The 22,819-nt window shown below is 63.0% G+C and carries 19 protein-coding genes; 13 read left to right on the forward strand and 6 right to left on the reverse strand.

Going from position 1 to position 22,819, the window contains the following annotated elements:
- Positions 1-119 precede the first annotated feature (119 nt).
- From ACQ5BM_RS18720 to ACQ5BM_RS18770, 11 genes are all read left to right on the forward strand, one after another.
- Entirely contained in the window at positions 120-926 is an 807-nt protein-coding gene (locus tag ACQ5BM_RS18720; protein ID WP_429814268.1) for a transporter substrate-binding domain-containing protein, read from the forward strand.
- A 72-nt stretch (positions 927-998) separates the two neighbouring features.
- Complete coding sequence (locus ACQ5BM_RS18725) at positions 999-1,664, forward strand: amino acid ABC transporter permease (RefSeq protein WP_429814272.1); 666 nt, start codon at positions 999-1,001, stop codon at positions 1,662-1,664.
- A 13-nt stretch (positions 1,665-1,677) separates the two neighbouring features.
- The gene (locus tag ACQ5BM_RS18730; RefSeq protein ID WP_429814275.1) at positions 1,678-2,328 is read left to right on the forward strand and encodes an amino acid ABC transporter permease; all 651 of its coding nucleotides are present in this window, start codon (positions 1,678-1,680) and stop codon (positions 2,326-2,328) included.
- Positions 2,321-3,043 carry an amino acid ABC transporter ATP-binding protein gene (locus tag ACQ5BM_RS18735; protein ID WP_173519532.1) on the forward strand — a complete coding sequence of 241 codons (723 nt, stop codon included), beginning with the start codon at positions 2,321-2,323 and terminating at the stop codon, positions 3,041-3,043. Before ACQ5BM_RS18730 ends, ACQ5BM_RS18735 begins: the two co-directional genes overlap by 8 nt.
- 7 nt (positions 3,044-3,050) lie before the next feature.
- Positions 3,051-4,298, forward strand: a complete 1,248-nt coding sequence (locus tag ACQ5BM_RS18740; RefSeq protein WP_429814278.1) for an NAD(P)/FAD-dependent oxidoreductase — start codon at positions 3,051-3,053, stop codon at positions 4,296-4,298.
- Between the two features lie 13 nt (positions 4,299-4,311).
- A complete protein-coding gene (locus ACQ5BM_RS18745; protein ID WP_429814281.1) occupies positions 4,312-5,313 on the forward strand; it encodes a 4-hydroxyproline epimerase in 1,002 nt (333 codons plus the stop codon).
- Positions 5,310-7,001 (forward strand): aconitase X, encoded by a 1,692-nt coding sequence (locus tag ACQ5BM_RS18750; RefSeq protein ID WP_429814284.1) that lies wholly within the window; start codon positions 5,310-5,312, stop codon positions 6,999-7,001. Before ACQ5BM_RS18745 ends, ACQ5BM_RS18750 begins: the two co-directional genes overlap by 4 nt.
- A 60-nt stretch (positions 7,002-7,061) precedes the next feature.
- A complete protein-coding gene (locus ACQ5BM_RS18755) occupies positions 7,062-7,295 on the forward strand; it encodes a hypothetical protein (protein ID WP_429814287.1) in 234 nt (77 codons plus the stop codon).
- 131 nt (positions 7,296-7,426) lie between these two features.
- Positions 7,427-9,376 carry a PrkA family serine protein kinase gene (locus ACQ5BM_RS18760; protein WP_429814290.1) on the forward strand — a complete coding sequence of 650 codons (1,950 nt, stop codon included), beginning with the start codon at positions 7,427-7,429 and terminating at the stop codon, positions 9,374-9,376.
- Between the two features lie 25 nt (positions 9,377-9,401).
- Complete coding sequence (locus ACQ5BM_RS18765) at positions 9,402-10,721, forward strand: YeaH/YhbH family protein (RefSeq protein WP_429814292.1); 1,320 nt, start codon at positions 9,402-9,404, stop codon at positions 10,719-10,721.
- A gap of 11 nt (positions 10,722-10,732) precedes the next feature.
- On the forward strand, positions 10,733-12,277 hold the full coding sequence (locus ACQ5BM_RS18770; RefSeq protein ID WP_429814295.1) for a SpoVR family protein: 1,545 nt from the start codon (positions 10,733-10,735) through the stop codon (positions 12,275-12,277).
- A gap of 305 nt (positions 12,278-12,582) precedes the next feature.
- Here the strand turns inward: ACQ5BM_RS18770 and ACQ5BM_RS18775 are convergent, their stop codons facing one another.
- Entirely contained in the window at positions 12,583-13,506 is a 924-nt protein-coding gene (locus tag ACQ5BM_RS18775) for a LysR substrate-binding domain-containing protein (RefSeq protein WP_429814297.1), read from the reverse strand.
- A 312-nt stretch (positions 13,507-13,818) separates the two neighbouring features.
- Here ACQ5BM_RS18775 and ACQ5BM_RS18780 point away from each other — a divergent pair, with 312 nt between their 5' ends.
- Together ACQ5BM_RS18780 and ACQ5BM_RS18785 are read left to right on the forward strand one after the other, a co-directional pair.
- Positions 13,819-16,272, forward strand: coding sequence for a penicillin-binding protein 1A (locus ACQ5BM_RS18780; protein ID WP_429814467.1), 2,454 nt, complete (start codon positions 13,819-13,821; stop codon positions 16,270-16,272).
- Position 16,273: 1 nt separating this feature from the next.
- Complete coding sequence (locus tag ACQ5BM_RS18785) at positions 16,274-18,010, forward strand: peptidoglycan D,D-transpeptidase FtsI family protein (RefSeq protein ID WP_429814300.1); 1,737 nt, start codon at positions 16,274-16,276, stop codon at positions 18,008-18,010.
- Between the two features lie 79 nt (positions 18,011-18,089).
- Here the strand turns inward: ACQ5BM_RS18785 and ACQ5BM_RS18790 are convergent, their stop codons facing one another.
- Genes ACQ5BM_RS18790 through ACQ5BM_RS18810 form a run of 5 tightly spaced genes read right to left on the reverse strand, consistent with a single transcriptional unit; the run spans position 18,090 to position 22,816 of the window.
- On the reverse strand, positions 18,090-19,145 hold the full coding sequence (locus ACQ5BM_RS18790; RefSeq protein WP_429814303.1) for an ABC transporter substrate-binding protein: 1,056 nt from the start codon (positions 19,143-19,145) through the stop codon (positions 18,090-18,092).
- A 17-nt stretch (positions 19,146-19,162) separates the two neighbouring features.
- Positions 19,163-20,305: an NAD(P)/FAD-dependent oxidoreductase gene (locus ACQ5BM_RS18795; RefSeq protein ID WP_429814306.1), complete on the reverse strand. Its 1,143-nt coding sequence runs from the start codon at positions 20,303-20,305 to the stop codon at positions 19,163-19,165.
- Entirely contained in the window at positions 20,302-21,708 is a 1,407-nt protein-coding gene (locus ACQ5BM_RS18800; RefSeq protein ID WP_429814309.1) for an FAD-dependent oxidoreductase, read from the reverse strand. Before ACQ5BM_RS18800 ends, ACQ5BM_RS18795 begins: the two co-directional genes overlap by 4 nt.
- Complete coding sequence (locus tag ACQ5BM_RS18805; RefSeq protein ID WP_429814311.1) at positions 21,701-22,015, reverse strand: (2Fe-2S)-binding protein; 315 nt, start codon at positions 22,013-22,015, stop codon at positions 21,701-21,703. Before ACQ5BM_RS18805 ends, ACQ5BM_RS18800 begins: the two co-directional genes overlap by 8 nt.
- Positions 22,016-22,021: 6 nt before the next feature.
- Positions 22,022-22,816: an ABC transporter permease gene (locus ACQ5BM_RS18810; protein WP_429814314.1), complete on the reverse strand. Its 795-nt coding sequence runs from the start codon at positions 22,814-22,816 to the stop codon at positions 22,022-22,024.
- Positions 22,817-22,819 lie beyond the last annotated feature (3 nt).

Raw genomic sequence — 22,819 nt, forward strand, 5'->3', positions numbered from 1 at the left:
CATCCTGCGTTATGAACTTATACTTTTTGTATACTAATTGTATTTTTCTATTGATTTGCGCTCGCTAAAACGAAATAGTGGCTCAGCCTCATACGGCACTCATTTCAGGGAGAGAGAGAATGAAGACTTCGGTGCTCGCACTCGGCCTCGTTGCGGCCGCTGCTCTGACCAGCCAGGCCCATGCCGACAAGCTGGATGACGTCATCGGCTCGGGAACACTGCGTTGCGCAGTCGTGCTCGACTTCCCGCCGATGGGTTCTCGCGACGAGAACAACAATCCCATCGGCTTTGACGTCGACTACTGCAACGACCTGGCCAAGGCGCTCGGTGTCACCGCCGAAATCGTCGAGACCCCGTTCCCGGAGCGCATTCCAGCTCTGATGTCGGGCCGTGTCGACGTCGGCGTTGCCTCGACTTCGGACACGCTCGAGCGTGCCAAGACCGTCGGCATGACGATCCCCTACTTCGCCTTCGAAATGGCCGTGACCGCCAACGACAAGTCGGGCGTCAAGTCCTTTGAAGACATGAAGGGCAAGGTTGTCGGCGCCACCGCAGGCACCTTCGAAGCGATCGCGCTCGAAAAGCAGGTCAAGGAATGGGGCGCCGGCGAATTCCGTCCGTACCAGACCCAGGCCGACGTGTTCCTCGCGCTCAGCCAGGGCCAGATCGACGCCACGGTTTCGACCTCGACGGTTGCCCAGGCCAACGTCAAGGGTGGAAAGTTCGCCGGCATCTCCGTCGTCGGCAAGGCTCCGTTCGACACCGACTACGTCGCGCTCTTCACAAACCGCGAAGAATACGGCTTCGTCAACTTCCTCAACCTCTTCATTAACCAGCAGGTCCGCACCGGCCGCTACGCAGAACTCTACGAAAAGTGGGTCGGCGGCGAACTCCCGGACCTAACGGCTAAGGGCGTTTACCGCTAATCTGGCCGTCCATCTGGCGGCGCGAGGCATGGCCTCGCGCCGCTATTCGTTTCCGCAGAGGTGAGACGAACAATGTTCAGTTATACCTTCCATTGGAACCAGGCGCTGAAGGCTCTGCCGCAGATGCTCGATGGAGCGTTGGTCACCTTGCAGGTGGCTCTGCTCTCGATGGTCATCGGCCTAGCCCTGGCGCTGGCGCTGACGGCCTGCCGCCTGTCCGGCAATCGCATCCTCGGTGGTTTTGCCACCGCCTGGGTCGAGATCGCCCGCAATACGCCGGCGCTGTTCCAGATCTACATGGCCCATTTCGGCCTCGGCAATTTCGGCATTCATCTGAGCCCCTATACGGCGCTGCTCGCGGGGATCGCCTTCAACAATGCCGGCTATCTCGCGGAAAACTTCCGTGGCGCCCTCAAGGCCATTCCGGATACCCAGACACGTGCCGGCCGTTCGCTGGGCATGACCTCGGTGCAGGCCTTCCGCTACATCGTGCTGCCGCAGATGCTGCGCATCGCCTTCCTGCCGGTTACCAACCAGATGGTCTGGGCGATCCTGATGACGTCGCTCGGCGTCACCGTCGGCATGAACACCGACCTTGCCGGCATCACGCAGGAACTGAACGCCCGCTCGTTCCGCACCTTCGAATTCTTCGCCATCGCCGCGGTGATCTACTATGTCATCGCCAAGGTCGTGACGCTCGGGGCACGCCTGCTCGCCGCGCGCATGTTCCGCTACTAAGGAGAGGTGAGAGATGTTCAATACCGCCCTCACCCTCGCAGATCTCGGCTTCCTGCTCCAAGGCGCCTTGATGACGCTTGCGGTCACCGCCGTCTCGGTCGCCGCCGGCACGGTGCTCGGCATCGTCTTCGGCGTCGTGCGCAACCAGGTCGGCCCCTATTGGGGCGCACCACTGACCTTCGTGCTGGACGTCTTCCGCTCGGTGCCGCTGTTGATCCAGCTCGTCCTTGCCAACGCCTTCCAGGCGATTGCCAAGCTTGGTTGGGCTCCGTTCACGACCTCCTGCGTGGTGCTGTCGCTCTATACGGCCGCCTATTGCACCGAGATCGTACGCGGCGGCATCTCCTCAGTACCGCCGACGACGCGCCGCGCGGCCCGTTCGCTCGGCATGACCTGGTGGCAGGACATGCGCTACATCGTGGCACCGCTTGCCACCCGCGTTTCGCTGCCGTCCTGGATCGGCCTGACGCTCGGCGTCATGAAGGACTCGGCCCTCGTCCTCTGGCTCGGCCTGATCGAGTTGCTGCGCGCCTCGCAGGTGCTCGTCACACGCCTGCAGGAACCGCTGCTGATCCTGATGATCTGCGGCGCCATCTACTTCCTCATCAGCTTCCCAATCGCCCGGCTCGGCGGTTACCTTGAAAAACGGTGGTCCAATGATTGAGATCCAAAACGTCCGCAAGTCCTTCGGTTCGCTGGAGGTTCTCAAAGGTATCGACCTCACCGTCAACAAGGGTGAAGTCGTCACTGTCATCGGCGGCTCCGGCTCCGGCAAGTCGACGCTACTCACCTGCATCAACGGCCTCGAGCCGATCGATGCCGGCCGCATTCTGGTTGATGGCACCGAGGTCCACGCCAAGTCGACCGACCTCAACAAGCTCAGGGCCAAAGTCGGCATCGTCTTCCAGCAATGGAACGCCTTCCCGCACCTGACCGTGCTCGAAAACGTCATGCTGGCGCCGCGCAAGGTGCTCGGACTCTCCAAGGAGAAAGCCGAGGAGATCGCCGTCAAGCAGCTCACCCATGTCGGCCTCGGCGAAAAGCTCTCGGTCTACCCGACCCGCATGTCGGGCGGCCAGCAGCAGCGCATGGCAATTGCCCGCGCACTCGCCATGTCGCCGGAATACATGCTGTTCGACGAAGTGACCTCGGCACTCGATCCGCAGCTCGTCGGCGAAGTGCTCGACACGCTGCGCATGCTTGCCTCCGAGGGCATGACGATGATCTGCGTCACCCATGAAATGAAGTTCGCTCGCGAAGTTTCCGATCGCGTCGCCTTCTTCCACAAAGGCGTGATGGCGGAAATCGCAGCACCCGAGGCACTCTTCGGCGCGCCGAAGGATCCGGAACTCAAGAAGTTCCTGGCAGCAACGCACTGAGCCGATCATGAAGGATGCAGTTCAGCCTGACGTCATCGTCATCGGCGCCGGCGTTGTCGGCCTTTCTGCGGCGATCGCCGCCCAGGCACGGGGACTTTCCGTCACCGTTCTCGACCGGGAAGGTCCGGCAGCCGGAGCCTCCGCCGGCAATGCCGGGGCCTTCGCCTTCACCGACATCCTGCCGCTCGCTTCGCCCGGCATCCTCAAGAAGGCGCCGAAGTGGCTGCTCGACCCGCTTGGGCCCTTGAGCGTCCCCCCGGCCTATGCGGCGCAGATCGCCCCGTGGATGTTCCGCTTCTGGCGCGCCTGCTCGCCAGGCCGTGTCGCCCATTCGACGACCGCGCAGACGGCGATGATGGACCTCTCCAAAACGGAGCTCGAACCTTTCCTCGCTGCGACGGGCACGCTGCCGATGCTGCGCAAGGAAGGCAATCTCCAGGTCTATGAAAGCGAGGCCGAACTGAAGGCCTCGCTTCCCGGTTGGAAGGCCCGGGCCGAGCACGGCATCGAATTCCGTCATATGGGTGCGGCCGAAATGGCCGACATCCAGCCCGGTCTGGCGCCGCGCTTCACTCATGGCACATTCACCCCCGGCTGGTACTCGATCGCCGATCCGAAGCTCTATACGCTGGCACTTGCCGACCACTTCCGCGCCAAGGGCGGCAAGATCGAGCGTGCCGACGTTACGGCTTTGAAGCCGGTCGAGGGCGGCGTGGAGCTGACGGCGGACGGCAAGACGCGGCGTGCTGACCAAGTCGTGCTCTCGGCTGGCGCCTTCTCGCACCAGATCGCCCGCACGCTCGGCGAACGCATCCCGCTGGAAACGGAACGTGGCTACAACACCACGCTTCCACAGGATGCCTTTGACCTGCGCACGCAGGTCACTTTCGGCGGCCACGGCTTCGTCGTCACGCGGCTTTCAACCGGCATCCGCGTCGGCGGCGCGGTCGAACTCGGCGGCTTGAAGCTGCCGCCGAACTACCGCCGTTCGGAAGCGATGCTGAAGAAGGCGCAGACCTTCCTGCCCGGGTTCAAGAGCGAAGGTGGCGTACAATGGATGGGCTTCCGTCCGTCGCTGCCCGATAGCTTGCCGGCGATAGGCCGGGCCCGCGCCACCGGCCGCGTCGTCTACGCCTTCGGCCACGGCCATCTCGGGCTGACCCAATCGGCAGGCACTGCGCGGCTCGTTGCCGATCTGCTGACCGGCCAGCGTCCGGCGATCGATATCCAATCCTTCTCACCTCAAAGGTTCTGACAGAGCATCGACCATGGCCACCTATACCTTCTCCTGCATCGACGGCCACACCTGCGGCAATCCAGTCCGCCTCGTTTCCGGCGGCGGACCGCGGCTCGAAGGGGCCAACATGCTGGAGAAGCGGGCCCATTTCCTGCGTGAGTTCGACTGGATCCGCACCGGCCTGATGTTCGAGCCGCGCGGCCACGACATGATGTCCGGCTCGATCCTCTATCCGCCGACGCGCGCCGATTGCGATGTGGCAGTGCTCTTCATCGAAACCTCCGGCTGCCTGCCGATGTGCGGCCACGGCACGATCGGCACCATTACCATGGCGATCGAGAATGGCCTCATCACCCCGCGCGAGCCCGGCAAGCTCTCGATCGACGCACCGGCCGGTAAGGTCGACATCACCTATCGCCAGGAGGGCCGCTTCGTCGAGGAAGTGCGCCTCACAAACGTGCCCGGCTTCCTCTATGCCGAAGGGCTGACGGCGGAGGTCGAGGGCCTCGGCGAGATCATCGTCGACGTCGCCTATGGCGGCAATTTCTACGCCATCGTCGAGCCGCAGAAGAATTTCCGCGACATGGCCGACCATACGGCCGGCGAACTCATCGGCTGGAGCCCAAAGCTGCGCGCCGCGTTGAACGCCAAATACGAGTTCGTCCATCCGGAGCACCCGGAGATCCAGGGCCTCAGCCACATCCAGTGGACCGGCAAGCCGACGCAGGCCGAGGCGCACGCGCGCAACGCCGTTTTCTACGGCGAAAAGGCGATCGACCGTTCGCCCTGCGGCACCGGCACCTCGGCGCGCATGGCCCAGCTTGCCGCCAAGGGCAGGCTCAAGGTCGGTGACGAGTTCGTGCATGAATCGATCATCGGCTCGCTGTTCAAGGGCCGCGTCGAGGCAGCGACCAAGGTCGCCGAGCGCGATGCCATCATTCCTTCGATCGCCGGCTGGGCCCGCATGACCGGCATCAATACGATCTTCATCGATGACCGCGACCCCTTCGCCCACGGATTTGTCGTAAAATGACCCAATCGATCGCCGCCCGCAGCATTCTTACCGGCTCCGCCGACGGCCCTGTCATCGCCACCGAGGAGGCGCTGAGCTTCTGGGGTGGGGTCGACCCTGCTACGGGCCGGGTGATCGATGTGCACCATCCACTGCATGGCCTCTGTCTCACCGGCGGCATCCTGATGATGCCGTCGAGCCGCGGCTCCTGCACAGGTTCGGGCGTTCTGCTCGACATGGCGCTGACCGGCCGTGCACCCGCCGCGCTGGTCTTTTCCGAAGCCGAGGACGTGCTGACACTCGGCGCGCTGATTGCGGCTGAGATGTTCGGCAAATCCTTGCCGGTGCTCAGGGTTTCGCGCGAAGCCTTCAAGGCGCTCTCGCAGGCAAAGACCGCGCGCATCAGCGATACGGCAATCGAAGCCGATGGCATGACAATTCCGGTCGCTCCGCCGGCAACGACGGCGCTCGACCTCACCGACGACGATCGCGCTATGCTCGACGGTCGTGACGGCATCGCCGTGCAACAGGCGATGCGCATCATCGCGGCGATGGCGGCGCAGCAGGGTGCGGAAAAGCTCGTGGACGTGGTGCAAGGCCACATCGACGGCTGCATCTATGCAAGCCCGGCGAACCTCACCTTCGCCGAGAAGATGGCAGACATGGGCGCCAAGGTCCGTGTGCCGACGACGATGAACGCGATTTCGGTCGACCGTGCCAACTGGCAGGCACAGGGCGTACCGCAGAGCTTCGGCGATCCGGCTGCAAGGCTTGCCGACGCCTATGTGCGCATGGGCTGCCGCCCGACCTTCACCTGCTCGCCCTATCTGCTCGACAGCGCGCCGAAGGCGGGCGAATCCATTGCCTGGGCCGAGTCCAACGCCGTCATCTTCGCCAACACGGTGCTTGGCGCACGCACGGCAAAGCATCCTGACTTCCTCGATCTGTGCATTGCGCTCACGGGACGCGCGCCGCTGTCCGGCGTCTATCTCGACGAACATCGCAAGGCGAAGCGCATCATCGACGTGGAACTGCCTGAGAACGTCGACGATGCCTTCTGGCCGCTGATCGGCTACCTCGCCGGCAAGGCCGCTCCCGACCGCATCCCGCTGTTGCGTGGTCTTGCATCGGCAAAACCTTCGCGCGACGACCTCAAGGCGCTCTGCGCCGCCTTCGGCACGACCTCAGCATCTCCCATGCTGCATGTATTGGGCGTGACCCCGGAAGCAGAAGGTACTGCAGCGAAGGACGCTGACCGCACGAAGATCACGCGCGCCGACATGGCCGAAGCTTGGTCTCTCCTGAACCAAGGCCCTGCGGAAGTCGAGCTCGTCGCCATCGGCAGCCCGCACGCTTCGCTTGAGGAATGCCGCGCGCTGGCCGAAGCCTTCGACGGTCGGAAGCGGCACGGCGATGTCGCCGTCATCGTGACGGCCGGACGTGACGCGATCGCCGAGGCGACGGAAGAAGGGTTGCTCTCGCGCCTTGAAGCAAGCGGCATTCAGGTGCTGCCCGATCTCTGCTGGTGCTCGATCTCGGAGCCGGTCTTCCCGACGAAGACCCGGGCGCTGATGACCAATTCCGGCAAATATGCCCATTACGGACCCGGCCTCTCCGGCCGTACCGTTCGCTTCGGCAGCCTTGCCGATTGCGTCGAGGCGGCGCTGACGGGTCGCGTGCCGGCGCGATTGCCGGCCTGGCTGTCCTGACGACTTTGCCGCGGGTCTACTGCATGTCTCCTTTGATCGTGCCGATTAAAGGACAAAAACATGCAGAAAATCAAAATGCTACAGCGCCGCCCACGCTCCGTGCTGCTGCTATGCTCGACGCCGGAGGCTGTCGCATCGAGCCCCATGGACAGTGCCCCGACGCACGTTGCGGGACCACCACCCCGTCGCGGCTACTGTCCGAAGAAAAAGAAGAAAAACGTTCCGCCAGCGCGCCAGCACGACCATCCGGATCAGGATTTCGTGAGCCTGTGGTCACGATCTTTCAATCATTGAAAGCAACCCCTTCGAGAATCAGAAGAAAGCGAGTAATCTGAGGGAACATTGCGCATGGGACGCCGTTTATTCGAATGAGCGAGCCGATAAGCAGCGATCCCCGTCTCAGCCAGCGGCCGCGGGAGAGCATGATGCAAAAGAGTGAATGCGATGTCTTTGATCTCTTCTCGGAGATCTACACGAGTGCAGCGCAGGAAGAAATCAGCCTTCAAGAATACCTTCTCGCATGTCGCGACGACAAAAGCATGTACGCCACCGCGCAGGAGCGGATGGTCACTGCCATCGGCAATCCGACCCTGATCGACACCAGCGCGGACGAACGTCTCGGCCGCATCTTTTCAAACCGTACCGTCAAGATCTATCCATCCTTTGCCGACTTCTACGGCATGGAGGATACGATCGAACGGATCGTCGGTTACTTCCGCTACGCCGCCCAGGGGCTTGAGGAGCGCAAGCAGATCCTCTACCTGCTCGGGCCGGTCGGCGGCGGCAAGTCATCACTCGCCGAACGTCTCAAGAAACTGATGGAACTGCAGCCGATCTACACGCTCGCAGTCGGCGGCAAGATCAGCCCGATCTTCGAATCGCCGCTCGGTCTCTTCCATCCCGACCGCATGGCCGATCTGCTCGAAGACAAATACGGCATCGCACGGCGGCGTCTCACTGGCCTGATTTCTCCCTGGGCAACGAAACGGCTCGACGAGGTCGACGGCGACATCTCCAAGTTCAGCGTCGTCAAGCTGACGCCTTCGCGCCTGCGCCAGGTCGCGATCGCCAAGACCGAACCAGGTGATGAAAACAACCAGGACGTTTCCTCGCTGGTCGGCAAGGTGGATATCCGCCAGCTCGAACACTACAGCCAGGCCGATCCGGATGCCTATTCCTACAGCGGCGGCCTCAACCGCACGACGCAAGGCCTGCTCGAATTCGTCGAAATGTTCAAGGCGCCGATCAAGGTCCTGCATCCGCTGCTGACGGCGACACAGGAAGGCAATTACAACGGCACGGAAAACTTCGGCGCGTTTCCCTATCAGGGCATCGTCGTTGCGCACTCCAACGAATCCGAATGGCTGCAGTTCAAGAACAACAAGAACAACGAGGCTTTCCTCGACCGCATCCTGGTGGTCAAGGTTCCCTACTGCCTGCGCGTCACCGAGGAACGGCAGATCTATGAGAAGCTGCTGCGCGAAAGCGAGCTCACCAAGAGCCCCTGCGCACCGGAAGTTCTCGAATGCCTTAGCCGCTTCACCGTATCGACACGCCTTGCCCGCCACGAGAACTCGCCGCTCTACACCAAGATGCGCGTCTACGACGGCGAGAACCTGAAGGACACCGATCCCAAGGCGAAGTCCGTTCAGGAATATCGCGACGCCGCCGGCGTCGACGAGGGCATGACCGGCATCAGCACCCGCTTTGCTTTCAAGGTGCTATCCGAGACCTTCAACTACGACACCAAAGAGGTTGCGGCCGATCCCGTGCACCTCATGTATATCCTGGAACAGGCGATCCGCCGTGAACAGTTCCCGAAGGAGACCGAAGCGAGCTATCTCGACTTCATCAAATCCGAGCTTGCCACCCGTTACGCCGAATTCATCGGTCACGAGATCCAGAAGGCCTATCTCGAATCCTACAGCGAATACGGCCAGAACCTGTTCGACCGCTATATCGCCTATGCCGACGCATGGCTCGAAGACCAGGATTTCAAGGATCCCGACACCGGGCAGATCCTCAATCGCGAGATCCTCGACAGCGAATTGTCGCAGATCGAAAAACCGGCCGGCATCGCCAATCCCAAGGATTTCCGCAACGAGGTCGTGAAGTTCACCCTGCGCGCCCGCGCCAAGAATCATGGGCGCAACCCCTCCTGGACGAGCTACGAGAAACTTCGCGACGTGATCGAGAAGCGCATGTTCGGCCAGGTCGAAGACCTGCTGCCGGTCATCAGCTTCGGCTCGAAGAAGGACAGCGCCACCGAGAAGCAGCATGCCGAATTCGTCCAGCGCATGACCGAGCGCGGCTACACCGAGCGTCAGGTCCGGCGGCTGGTCGATTGGTACATGCGGGTCAACAAGGCGGGCTGACGATGCCGAAGCAGGGGATTGGTATATGCCGAATTTCATCGACCGGCGGCTCAATCCGAAGGACAAGAGCCTCGGCAACCGACAGCGATTTCTGAAACGGGCCCGCGAAGAACTCAAGCGGGTCATCAAGGAACAGGTCAAAACCGACAGGATCATCGACGTCGATGCCGCCCATGGCGTGCCGATGCCGACGGATGGCGCCACTGAGCCGACGTTCCAGCCGGCCCGTGGCAGCGGCGAACGCAATTATGTGCTTCCAGGCAACAAGGAGTTTTCGGCAGGCGACCGCCTGCCGAAGCCGGAAGCAGGTGGGGGCGGAGGCGGCCGGGGACGTCCCGGGACCGGAGAAAGCGAAGACGACTTCCAGTTCGTCCTTTCACGCGAAGAGGTGCTCGATCTTTTCTTCGAGGATCTGGAACTGCCCGACATGGTCAAGCTCAGCCTCAAGGAAACGGTGTTGTTCAAACCGCGTCGCGCAGGCTTCGCTACTGCCGGCACGCCGACCAACATCAATGTCGGGCGGACCATGCGCAACAGCTTCGGCCGACGCCTGGCGCTGCATCGACCGAAGGAAAAGGAGCTGACCGCCATCGCCGAGGAGATCGCGCGACTGGAGGCGACGCCGGAGCTTTCACCGAAAGACCGCCAAAGGCTCAGCGAGCTTCGCAGCGAACTGGAGAGGATCGAGCGCAAGCGACGTCGCATTCCCTATGTCGACCCCGTCGATATCCGCTTCAACCGCTTCGAAGCGCAACCGCTGCCGAACGCCAACGCGGTCATGTTCTGCCTGATGGACGTCTCGGCCTCGATGGGCGAACGCGAGAAGGACCTCGCCAAGCGCTTCTTCGTGCTTCTGCATCTGTTCCTGAAGCGGCGTTACGAACGCATCGACATCGTCTTCATCCGCCACACGGACGAAGCCCGCGAGGTTGACGAGGAGACGTTCTTCTACAGCACCCAGAGCGGCGGCACGGTCGTCTCGACCGCGCTCGAGGAGATGATCAGGGTCATCGAGGAGCGCTACCCCTCGCAGATCTGGAACATCTATGCGGCGCAGGCCTCGGACGGCGACAACATCATCGGCGACAGCGAGCACTGCGCCGCGCTGCTCCGGGAGAAGCTGACGAAGCTCTGCCAGTATTACGCCTATGTCGAGATCATCGACGAGCGCGAGACGGAAATCTTCGGATCGACGGACAATGGCACCGCGCTCTGGCGCGCCTATCGCACGGTGGATGGCGAGAAGGCGAATTTCCAGATGACCCGGATCGCCAAGCCCGCGGACATCTACCCGGTCTTCCGCAGGCTCTTTGCCCGGCAGCCGGCCACACGCACCCGGAAATGAGGGACGACCGGATGGCTCGACGTGCGACTTCAGGTCTCCTGTTCCAGGGCTCGGACTGGAATTTCGTGACGCTTTCCCGTGCCTATGACGCGATCGAGCAAGTCGCGCTCGAGGAAATGGGCCTTAACGTCTACCCGAACCAACTGGAGATCATCACCTCGGAGCAGATGCTCGACGCCTATTCCTCGGTCGGCATGCCGCTCATGTACCAGCACTGGTCTTTCGGCAAGCGCTTCGCCTTTGAGGAACACCACTACCGCAAGGGCCATCGCGGCCTTGCCTATGAGCTGGTGATCAATTCCAATCCCTGCATCACCTATCTCATGGAAGAAAACACGATGGCGATGCAGGCGCTGGTCACGGCACACGCAGCCTTCGGCCACAATCATTTCTTCAAGAACAACTACCTCTTCCGCCAGTGGACCGATGCCGGAGCCATTCTGAGCTACATGGATTTCGCCAAGAAATACGTGGCCAAATGCGAGGAACGGCACGGAACCGCCGCGGTCGAGGCGATCCTCGATTCCGCCCACGCGCTGATGGACCAGGGCGTCTTCCGCTATCGCCGGCCGCCGCGGCTCTCCTCCGAAAAGGTTCGGGAACGGGCACGGGAACGGCTGGAATATGAGGAACAGACCTATAGCGATCTCTGGAGGACGCTGCCGCAGACGGCCGAGAGCCATGACCCGGCCGACGCCGAGCGGGACGCTTCCGAGCGCAAGAAAGTGCTGAACCTGCCGGAAGAGAACCTGCTTTATTTTCTCGAGAAGCATAGCCTGATCCTGGAACCGTGGCAGCGGGAGCTACTGCGGATCGTTCGGGTCATCGCACAATATTTCTATCCGCAGCGCCAGACGAAGGTCATGAACGAAGGCTGCGCCACCTTCGTGCACTACACCATCATCAATCGGCTCTACGACCAGGGCCGGATTGGCGAGGGCCACATGCTGGAACTCCTGCAGAGCCACTCCAACGTCGTCTTCCAGCCGGATTTCGACGACCGGCGCTATCCAGGCATCAACCCCTATGCGCTCGGCTTCGCAATGATGCAGGACATCCAGCGGATCGCCACCGAGCCGACGGACGAGGATCGCGACTGGTTCCCTTCCCTTGCCGGCAACGGCGACTGGATGGAAACGCTGCGCGACGCCTGGGCCAACCACCGCGACGAATCCTTCATCTTGCAATACTTGAGCCCTGCGGTGATACGCAAATTCCGGCTGTTCCACCTCGCAGACCGTGCGTCCGAGCGTTTTGTCGAGGTCGCTTCGATCCACAACGAGCGCGGCTATTCGGCCGTTCGCTCTGCCCTCGCCAACAGTTACGACCTCGGCGCCAACCAGCCCGACATCCAGGTGATGGACGTCGATCTCCTCGGCGACCGGCATCTTCGATTACAACACAATGTGAAGAGCGGAATCCTGCTCGAGGAAGGCAGCCGCGACGCGACGCTGCGCCATGTACGCCACCTGTGGGGCTACGAAGTCAGCCTCGCCGGCGTCGACCCGCAAACGGGGCGCACAGTGTATGAATGTTCGACGGCAAAAAACGCCTGAGCAAGACGTGAACTGGCTTTTCGCCGCTGGTGCCGGCCAACGCGCCCGGGAGGGCCATCAAAACGGGCATCACAAGAACTCAGGGCAGGCATTAGAATTATTTGGTCTTGTGACGGCCTCGATGGCTTGCGAGGCTCCCCAGCGCGGTGAAACCGCTACGCAGAGCGGAATCCGGCCTACGCCTACTGCATATCTCTTTAAATCGACTTCGATTTAAGGACAAAAGACATGCAGTAAATCAAAGTCCTGCAGCGCCGCGCGTCTGATAAGATGCGCGGCGCTGCAGAAGGAACAGATCTTCGGCTTCAGCCTGCGAGCACCTCTTGTGCCGGAGGCGATGGCAAGGTCGCTGCCTCCTGCGCCGCCGCGGCGGAGAGCCACTCGCCAAACGCCTTCATCGCCGGAGTGATGGGCCGTGATTTCAACCGTGTCAGCCAGTAGCTTCCCATAGAGGTGTGAACGTCGAACGGCTGTCGGATCGTGCCGTTCGACAACAGCCGCGAGAACATCAGCGGCGGCGCGAGCGCGACGCCGATCCCCTGGGCCGCCGCCTCCATCATCGCCAGCGAACTGTCGAAGACGATGCCTTTCAGCAGCGGCGCCGGATAGGCAATGCCAGCCGCGTCGAACCAGTTCACCCATTCATCGGCCCGATAGGACCTGAGCAGCGTTTCGTTCAGGAGATCGGCGGGTGTCTTCAGCCGATCGCCGATCTCAGGAATGCAGAGGACGGAAAGCGGTGCCTCGAACAGCCGGGTCGCCTCGATATTGTGCCAGGAGCCGCCGCCGAAGCGGATGGCGAAATCCAGGCCTTCCGCTGCCATGTCGACCCGATTGTTATTGGTCGAAAGCCGAACATCGATGAACGGATACGTGGCCTGGAAGTCGGCAAGCCGCGGCAACAGCCAGCCGACGGCAAAAGTGCCGACCGCGCCGATCATCAGCACCTCGCGAATATGTCCAGCTTCGAAGCGCTCGAGCATATCCGCCATCCGGTCGAAAGAATCGCGCAGCACCGGCAGCAATGCCTCGCCCTCTGCCGTGATCATTAGTCCGCGCGGCAAACGCTTGAACAAGGTGACGTTCAGTCGGCTTTCGAGCAGCTTGACCTGATGGCTCACCGCGGCTTGCGTCACGCAGAGTTCGATCGCCGCGCGGGTGAAGCTTAGATGGCGCGCCGATGCCTCAAAGGCGCGCAACGCATTGAGCGGAAGATATGGCCTGACCATGAATGCCCTAAATCATCTAATGGGTCTCGCAAATAAACGTGGTTTGTTGCTCCAGCACAATCCCTTTACGGTGAACTTCATCGACTGACGCCGCTGTCGCTCGGCAGCTCGGGAAGATGCTGCTGATCGCGCCGCTTATGGGGATCGGTCCCATGTGTCGTCTTGCCTGGCCATAGCGCCCGCTCGCATCGTCGCCACAGCCGGCATCTCGGATGCCGGCGAATCCAAATGCCGTTCCAGATTGGCCGCGCGCCGCACGGGCATCCGTGCCGGCCGGGCTTTGCTTTTGCCGCAAAGGTCCATTTCGCCGTTATGAAGTTCATCGCAAGTCTGCTTGGCACATCCCTCAATCTCGCGACCGTCGTTGCGCTCGCAGCGGCCGCCATCGTCGCGGCACTGACGCGACATCTGCCCGATCACCGCACGCTTGCCGATTGGGAACCCGCGGTCACCACTCGCCTCTATGCCGGCGACGGTACGATGGTCGCAGAACTCGCGCGCGAACGCCGGCTTTTCCTGCCGATTGGCGCGATCCCCGCGCGTATCCGCCAGGCATTCCTTTCGGCCGAGGATAAGAATTTCTACCTCCATCCCGGTATCGACGTTGCGAGCATCGGCACGGCTCTTCTGTCCAATCTCGCCAATTACGGTTCCGGCCGGCGCATGATCGGCGGCTCAACGATCACGCAGCAGATCGCCAAGAATTTCCTCTTGTCTTCCGACCGCACGGTTGAACGCAAGCTGCGCGAAGCGATCCTCTCGCTGCGGATCGACCAGACCTATTCCAAGGACCGCATTCTCGAGCTCTATCTCAATGACATCTATCTTGGGCGCGGCGCCTACGGCGTGGCACAGGCCGCACTCACCTATTTCGACAAGCCGGTAAGCGAGCTCTCGGTTTCGGAGGCAGCCTTCCTCGCAGCCCTGCCGAAGGCACCCAACAACTACGATCCCGATCGCCAGGCGGAACGCGCAATGGGCCGCCGCAACTGGGTCATCGACCAGATGCGTCAGAATGGAGTCATCGATGCCATGACTGCCGCCAGGGCATCCGCCGCCCCGCTCGGCGTCCAGCAACGCCAGCCTTCGTCCGCGATCTCGAGTTCCGACTATTTCACTGAAGAGGTCCGCCGCCAGCTCAATGGCCAATATGGCGAGACCGCCCTTTACACCGCCGGCTTTTCGATACGCACGACGCTCGACCCGCGATTGCAGGAGGCTGCGATGAAGGCACTGCGCAGGGGGCTCATCGCCTATGACCAGGCGAAAGGCTACCGCGGCCCGGTCGCCAGGCTCCCCGCAACCGAGGACTGGGCTTCCGCGCTCATCAAGCTCCGGCCGCTTTCCGACGTACCGGAATGGCGGCTGGGCGTGGTCTTTGCCGCAGGGAACGCGGACGCGGAAATCGGGCTCCGTCCCGAGGCCGCACCGTCAAACGGGACCACTGCGGCAGAAACGATCCGTCTCGACCAACAGGGTTTCGCCTGGGCGCTCTGCCGCTCGATCAAGGCAAAACGGAACTGTGCCACAGGGATCGACAGCGTCCTGTCGCCCGGCGACGTCGTCTATGTCGAGAAAAAGGGGAACGGCTATGTCCTGCGGCAGCCGCCGCTGGTTCAGGGTGCACTCGTGTCCATGGATCCGAACACCGGCCGCGTGCTCGCGGTCGCCGGAGGCTTCTCCTACGCCCAGTCGGAATTCAACCGCGCGACCCAGGCCTATCGCCAGCCGGGATCGTCGTTCAAGCCCTTCGTCTATGCCGCGGCGCTGGACAACGGCTATTCGCCGACGACGCTCGTGATGGACGCGCCGATCGCGCTTGCCGACGGCGCCGGCAGGACATGGAAGCCGAAGAACTATGACGGGCGCTTCAGCGGTCCTTCGACCTTGCGCGTGGGGCTGGAAAATAGCCGCAACCTGATGACGGTGCGCCTCGCCCGCCATCTCGGCATGGATCTCGTGGCAGACTATGGCAAGCGCTTCGGCATCTATGACGACCTGAAACCATACCTGCCGATGTCACTCGGCGCCGGCGAAACGACGCTCTTGCGGCTGGTCTCCGCCTATGCCGTCATCGCCAATGGCGGTAAGGCAGTTGCGCCCTCGATGGTCGATCGTGTCCAGGATCGCTATGGCCGCACGATCTTTCGCCACGACCAGCGCCGCTGCGACGACTGCAACGCCTCCGACTGGACCAGCCAGGAAGAGCCCGTCCCGGTCGACGATCGCGACTACGTGCTCGATCCAATGACGGCCTATCAGGTGACCTCGATGCTGCGCGGCGTCGTCGAGCGGGGGACGGCCAGGAATGTCGGCACCCTCGGCGTACCGATTGCCGGCAAGACCGGCACCACCAATGACGAAAAGGATGTCTGGTTCGTCGGTTTCACCCCGAACATCGTGACTGGTGTGTTCCTCGGCTACGACACGCCGAAGCCGATGGGCTACGGCGAAACCGGCGGTGGCCTCGCCGCACCCATCTTCATCGATTTCATGAAAGTGGCGCTGCAGGGACGTCCGGCGGCAGATTTCCAGGCGCCGGCAGGCATGACGGTCGAGGCAATCGACAGGAAGAGCGGCCAACCGGTGCCTGGGGACACGCCCGGGGCCATTCTCGAGGCCTTCAAGCCGGGAACTGCGCCCTGCGCCGGCGGTTGCCCCGTCATCGACGGTTTCGAGACGGCGAGCACGTCGGCAACCGCCGACGCCGACCTCTCGCCCGAACTGCGTGAAAAGCTTCTTACCAACGGCAACGGGCTCTACTGACATGACACGCCGGGTTCAGCTCCGCCCGGATCGTCGCGGCAGGTTGCTCTTCGTCATCGGCGCTTTCGCGCTCGTCTTCGGGCTCATGCTCGCGCGCCTTGTCCAGCTTGGCGTCGCAGACTACGAGCGAACCGGCTACATTCCGCCCCCACCCAGCCTCGGCCGTCCATCGATCCTCGACCGAAACGGCGATCTCCTGGCGATCGACGTGCCGAGTTCCGGGCTCTATGCCGAACCCCGGCTGATCGTCGATGTCGACGAGGCCGTCGAGAAGCTGACCGCGATCTTCCCCGACATCGACCGGCGTGACCTCTATCGACGGCTGAAGAGCGGCGCGGCCTTCGCCTGGATCAAGCGTCAGGTAACGCCGGCGGAGGAACAGGCGGCCTGGAACGCCGGCATTCCGGCCATCGGCTTCCAGCGCGAGAAGCAGCGCTTCTATCCCAACGGCTCGCTTGCCGCGCACGTGCTCGGCACCGTCGACATCGACAATATCGGCATCGCCGGCATCGAGCGCTGGATCGAGGCACAGGGGCTGGAGGTCTTGCGCCAGAGCGGCATGGATCTCTCCCACCGCAACCTCGAGCCGGTGAGCCTCACACTCGACATCCGCATCCAGCATGCGCTCGAGACCGAGCTTCGCAAGGCGATCGTCAAGTTCAGCGCCAAGGCGGGAGCCGGGCTGGTGCTCGATGTCAGCAATGGCGAGATCCTGGCGCTCGCTTCCTACCCGGACTTCGACCCGAACCTACCGGTCGACGCGCTGAAACCCGACCGCATCAACCGCATCGCCGCCGCTACGTTCGAGATGGGCTCGACCTTCAAGGCACTGACGACGGCAATGGCGCTCGATTCCGGCAGGTTCACCCTTCGCTCCGTCGTCGACGCCAGCAAGCCGCTCGCCTTCGGCCGCTTCCGCATCAACGACTACCGCGGCCAGTATCGGCCGCTGACGCTGCCGGAAGCTTTTATCTACTCGTCAAACATCTCGATGGCGAAGATGGCGATCGCGATCGGTCCCGAAAACCTGCGTACGTTCCTGACGCGCTTCGGCCAGATGTCGCGGCTGACGACGGAACTGCCGGAAAGCGCCCATCCGCAACTGCCGCGGCGCTGGGGAGAGATCGACACGGCGACCGCCTCCTACGGCCACGGCATCGCCGTCACGCCGCTGCAGGCGAGCGTCGCGGTTGCGGCGCTCGTCAATGGCGGTCGTCTCATAAGGCCGACGCTGATCAAGGGTGCGCCGCTCGAAGATCGCCTGCTGGCCCACGACCTGATCAAGCCGGAGACCGGCGAGGCGCTGCGCTATCTGCTGCGGCTCAATGCCAAGATCGGCTCGGCGAAAAAGGCGGAGATCAAAGGCTATTTCATCGGCGGCAAGACCGGCACGGCGGAGAAGGTGATCGGCGGCCGCTACTCAAAGGAGCTCAACGTCACATCCTTCATGGGCATCGTTCCAGTGGACAAGCCGCGCTATCTGCTTCTGACCCTGCTGGATGAACCCAAGGGCCTACCGGAGACCTACGGTTTCCGCACGTCGGGCTGGAACGCGGTACCGCTTGGCGGCGCCGTCTTCGAGCGTATCCTCCCGATGCTTGCGCTGATGCCCGATTTCGAGATCGCCGATGTCGGCTTTCCCGAGATCAGCAGCCAGGGGGTCTTCGGTTCCCAGCTCTTTCCGTCATCGGCTGGCGCGGGCGAGCGCGACAGTTCTCCGATCGACGGCGCGCTTTGATGCGCCATCCCGGAATGCGGCAACGCCCCCGCGTTTTCCGCGAGGGCGAGCGCAAAGGCAAACAAAGGTTAGACGATGCTTACCTTTCGATCATGCGATTCCAGCGCTTATTCCATTCCTGCCGGTTCTGGTTGATCGCGTCCCAATCGAGAACCTTGGCGGTCTGCATGTTGGCCTTGAAGGTTGCAAGCTTCTCGTTCGCCGCATCCGTGCCGGCCTTGGCATTGATGTTCGACGGGATGATGTTGCCATGGTCGAGCGCCAGGCTCTGCGCCTCGGCCGAAAGCAGGTAGTGAGCGAGCTTCTGGCTGAGTTCCGGTTCGCTGTTGTTGGCGATCACGCATTCGGTGACGGCGAGCACCACGGAGCCTTCCTTGGGCTGCGCGTATTCGACCGGGATGCCCTTGTCCTTCAGGTTGTTGACGGCCGTCGGGGTCAACGGGAAGATCGCGGCCTCGCCGGTTTGCACCATCTCCGAGATCTTGGCCGAGCTCGGGATGAACTCGATGACGTTCTTGCCGATCGTGTCGGAGAACTTTTCGAAGCCGGGTTCGACATTGGTCTCGTCGCCGCCCTGGATGCGGTTGAACATCAGGAAGGCGTGCAGGCCGAAGCTCGATGCGGAAGCCGACTGGAAGACGACGGCGTTTTCGAACTTCGGATCGGCCATGTCCATCCACGAGGTCGGCGCCGGCCAACCCTTCTCGTCGAAAAGCTTCTTGTTATAGGCGAGTCCGGTCATGCCCATATCGACGCCCACGGCCATGTCGTCCTTCAGGCGAGCGGCCGGCTGAATCTGGTCGAGCACCGGATCGGCGGCGATCTTCTGGCAGAGGCCTCCGCCGATCGCGCGTACCATCACGCCATCGTCGAGCAGCATGACATGCATTTGCGGATTGTCCTTGGCGGCGGTTGCCTTGGCGAGAATGTCGGCCGAGGTGCCGGGCACGACGACGACCTTGACGTCGTTCGCCTTCTCGAAGGGCGGCAGCACGTGTTCGGTATAGGCGCGCTCGAAGTTGCCGCCGTTCATGCCGATATAGAGCGTCTTGGTTTCTGCGGACGCAGCGTTGTGCTGCAGGACGAAGGCCAGGGCCGCGAGTGCGGTGGTTTTGGTAAGCCGTTGGTCGAACATGGTATTCCCCTTTCTGTTTACAACGAGGCTGCAGTCTCGGCCGTCACCTTGCGGAAGCGGCCAATGGAAAAGGCTTCAATGGGCGTGGTACTCCGCCCCTTTGTGACGAGTTCCGAAAGCACCGCGCCGACGGCGGGCGCGGTCTGGAACCCGGCGCCGCAGAAGCCGAAGGCGTGGAAGAGGCCTGATGTCGTTTCGCTCGGGCCGATCACCGGGTTGCCGTCGGGCATCTCGGCCTCGGTGCCGGACCAGAAGCGGATGACTTGGGCATGGGCGAGGTGCGGAAAGAGCGCGATGGCGCGCTGCATGACCGAGGAGGCCGCGGTCACCGACGGGCGCGAATAATCGGGGTCGGCCAGCGGCAGGCCGCGGCCGCCGCCCATGACATAATTGCCGCGTGCCACCTGCCGGCCATAGAAGCTGCCGCCTTGCTCGCCCATGCTGACAGGCAGGCGTAGCGGCAGTGGTTCGGTCACCACCATCGACGGATAGATCCGGGTGAGCGGCACCGCTTCGCCGAACTGGGCCGCGAAACGATCGGACCAGGCGCCAGCGCTGTTGACCAGTTGCCGGCAGCGGATCTCGATGCCGTCGCCGGCAAGGATCTCGAAGCCGTTGCCGGTCGCTACGACGTCGCGCACCGGCGTCAATTCCAGCACTGCCACGCCGGCGCGCTCAGCGGCTCGGGCGAAGGCGGGCGCAACGAGACGCGGATTGGCATGGCCGTCCTCGGGGCAGAGCGACGCGCCGACCGCCTTCGCCGAAAGCCAGGGAAATCGAAGCTCCAACGCCGAACCAGCGATGAGTTCGAGGCCAAGGCCATAGTCCCTGACCGTCTCGGCATAGGCTTCGAGCTTGGCGAAATCCTTCTCGGTGCGGGCAAGCTTCAGATGGCCGGAGCGCATATATTCGGCATCGATGCCGATCATCGCCTTCAGTTGCGGCCAGATGCGGTGCGCCCGCTGCGAAAGGGGCAGTTGCTCGGGAAGGCGACCCTGCCGGCGTACGCCACCATAGTTCACGCCGCTGGCCTGGGCACCGCAATAGCCCTTGTCGACGAGCGCGACGGAAAGCCCGGCCTGGCGCATCGCGAGCGCTGCGGAGCTGCCGACCAGCCCGCCGCCGATGATCGCGACGTCGACGGAGATACGCCGGCTCATGAACGCCCCTCCGTTTCAAGGCCATCGCCGAAGCCGAGCGGGATCGGCTTGACCGGCGCCTGTGCACGCAGACGGCCGACCTTACCTGCGGAGGTACCGCAGGTGCCGCTCAAGAGTTCGGCCGCGGCAGCGGAGCACATCCGCCCCTGGCAGCGGCCCATGCCGACACGGCTCAGCGCCTTCAGCCGGTTGATCTCGGTGAGGGACCCGCTCGCAATGGCTCGGCGTCCTTCGGCAATGGTGATCTCCTCGCAACGGCAGAGCGTCGTTTCGTCCGGCACGCTCTCGAACCAATTGTGCGGGAAGGGAAAGGCGCGTTCGAGGATATCGCGCTGACGCAGGATCGCGTCTCGCGCCGCTACCAGGCGCGCCGCATCCGCCGCCGATGCTTGCCCCCTATCCTCAAGAAGGGCCATCGCCGCGAGTTCGCCCGAAACCTCTGCCGCATCGGCGCCGGCAATGCCGCTGCCGTCACCGGCAACATAGACATCCGGCCGGCTCGTGCGGCCCAGAGAGTCGCGTTCCGGCAGCCAGGTACGGTCGCGCTCGTCGAAGCGGAAACGGCAGCCGGCAAGGTCGGCAAGCTGGGTTTCCGGACGGAGCGCAAAACCATAGGCGAGCGCGTCGCAGGAAATCGTCTCGCTCGCCACGCCCATGAGCGTCCGCCGGCGGAAACGCAGACCCTCGACTTGGCCCTTGCCGAAAACCGCCTCGGGCCTTACGCCGTAATGGATCCTCACACCGGCAAGCTGGAGCTGCAACCCGTAGAAGAGGCCGAGCCCGACGATCCGGGGTGCGCTTACGGCAAGCGACAGCAGGTGCCGCTTCGATGCGAAGGGCGCTGTATCGAGGACCGCTTCCACCTGCGCGCCGGCCTTCATATATTGCCAGGCGACGAGATAGAGCAGCGGCCCGGAGCCCATGAACACGATGCGATCGCCAATCGTGCAGCCCTGCGCCTTCAATGCCGTCTGCGAGGCGCCGAGCGTATAGACGCCGGGTGTCGTCCAGCCCGGGAAGGGCAGCACGCGGTCGGTCGCACCGGTACACAGGATCATTTGCGAAAAGCCGATCTGCCGATGCACACCCGACGAGAGAACATCGAGCTGATTGCCACGCTCAGGCGGGGAAACATTCCAGACGAGCGTTTCGGGCCGGTAGTCGATTTCGGGCAAGAGCGCCTCGAAGCTCTCGTGCAGCTTTCTTGCTTTGCCGGCTTCCGAACCATAGCGGCTGCTATAGGAACGCCCGTCCTCGATCAGCGGGCGGCGATAGATCTGGCCGCCGGCGCGCTGGCCTTCGTCGAGCACGATCGGCCTGAGGCCAGCGCGGACGAGGCGCTCAGCGGCACGAATACCCGCCGGTCCGGCGCCGACGATGACCGGTTGCAGCGGCTCACTCATGGGCCGCCTCCGCCATCGCGCTGAGATTGGTGATGAAGGCCATGCCCGGCTGCAATGCCGTGCTGCAGGCCCTGACGCGGCTGCCATCCGCCAACATGACGTAACAATCCTGGCAGGCGCCGATCAGACAGAAGCCCGCCCGGTCCTCGCCGCTGAATTCGCTCGTTCTCAGGCGGCTGCTGACCGAAAGGATTGCGGTCAGCACCGTGTCGCCGCGGCGGCCGGTTTCGGGCGCTCCGTTGAGCATGAAGGGCACGGGTGTCTCGTCCTGGCGGTAGCGCCGCCGGAGCAACGGATGCATCGACATCAGATCTCAGCCCTTGCCCACAAGAAGCCGGTCGAGACCGAAGAGGCGATCGAGAATGATCATCGTGACGGTGGCAAGCGCGATCATCAGCGTCGAAACGGCCGCCATCATCGGATCGATGGATTCGCTGGCATACATATACATGCGCACCGGCAAGGTGACGGTCGACGGCGAGGTGACGAAGATCGACATGGTCAGCTCGTCGAAGCTGTTGATGAAGGCGAGCAGCCAGCCGCCGCTGATCCCCGGCAGCATCAACGGCATGGTGATCCGGCGAAATACCGTCCACTCCGAAGCTCCGAGCGTGCGCGCCGCATTCTCGGCGTTGCGGTCCATGCTGGTCAGAGACGCAAGGATCAGGCGCAGCGTATAGGGCGTGACAACGATCGCATGGGTGGCGACCAGCCAGCCGAAGGAACCGCCCATACCCATTAGCGAGAAGAGACGCAGGAAGGCAACGCCGAGAACCAGGTGTGGAATGATCAGCGGCGACAGGAACAGGGCATTGAGCGCTTCGCGGCCGCGGAACTCGTAGCGGGTGATCGCCAGTGCCGCCGGCACGGCAAAGAGCGTCGAGATCGTCGCCGCAAGGAGAGCGAGGCGGACGCTGTTGCCGAAGGACGACATGAAGTCGCCGTGATGGAAGACCGCCTCGAACCAGCGCAGCGAGAGCCCATTCCAGGGCATCGCCAGCGTGTTTTCCGGCGTGAAGGCCACGAGGCAGACCACAACCATCGGCGCCAGCATGAAGACGACGACGAGGCTATGGAAAGCGAGAGCAATGGGTCCGTTTCTCTGCATGGC

The organism is Ensifer sp. B1-9 (assembly GCF_050474445.1).
In the GTDB taxonomy this organism is placed as follows: Bacteria; Pseudomonadota; Alphaproteobacteria; order Rhizobiales; family Rhizobiaceae; genus Ensifer.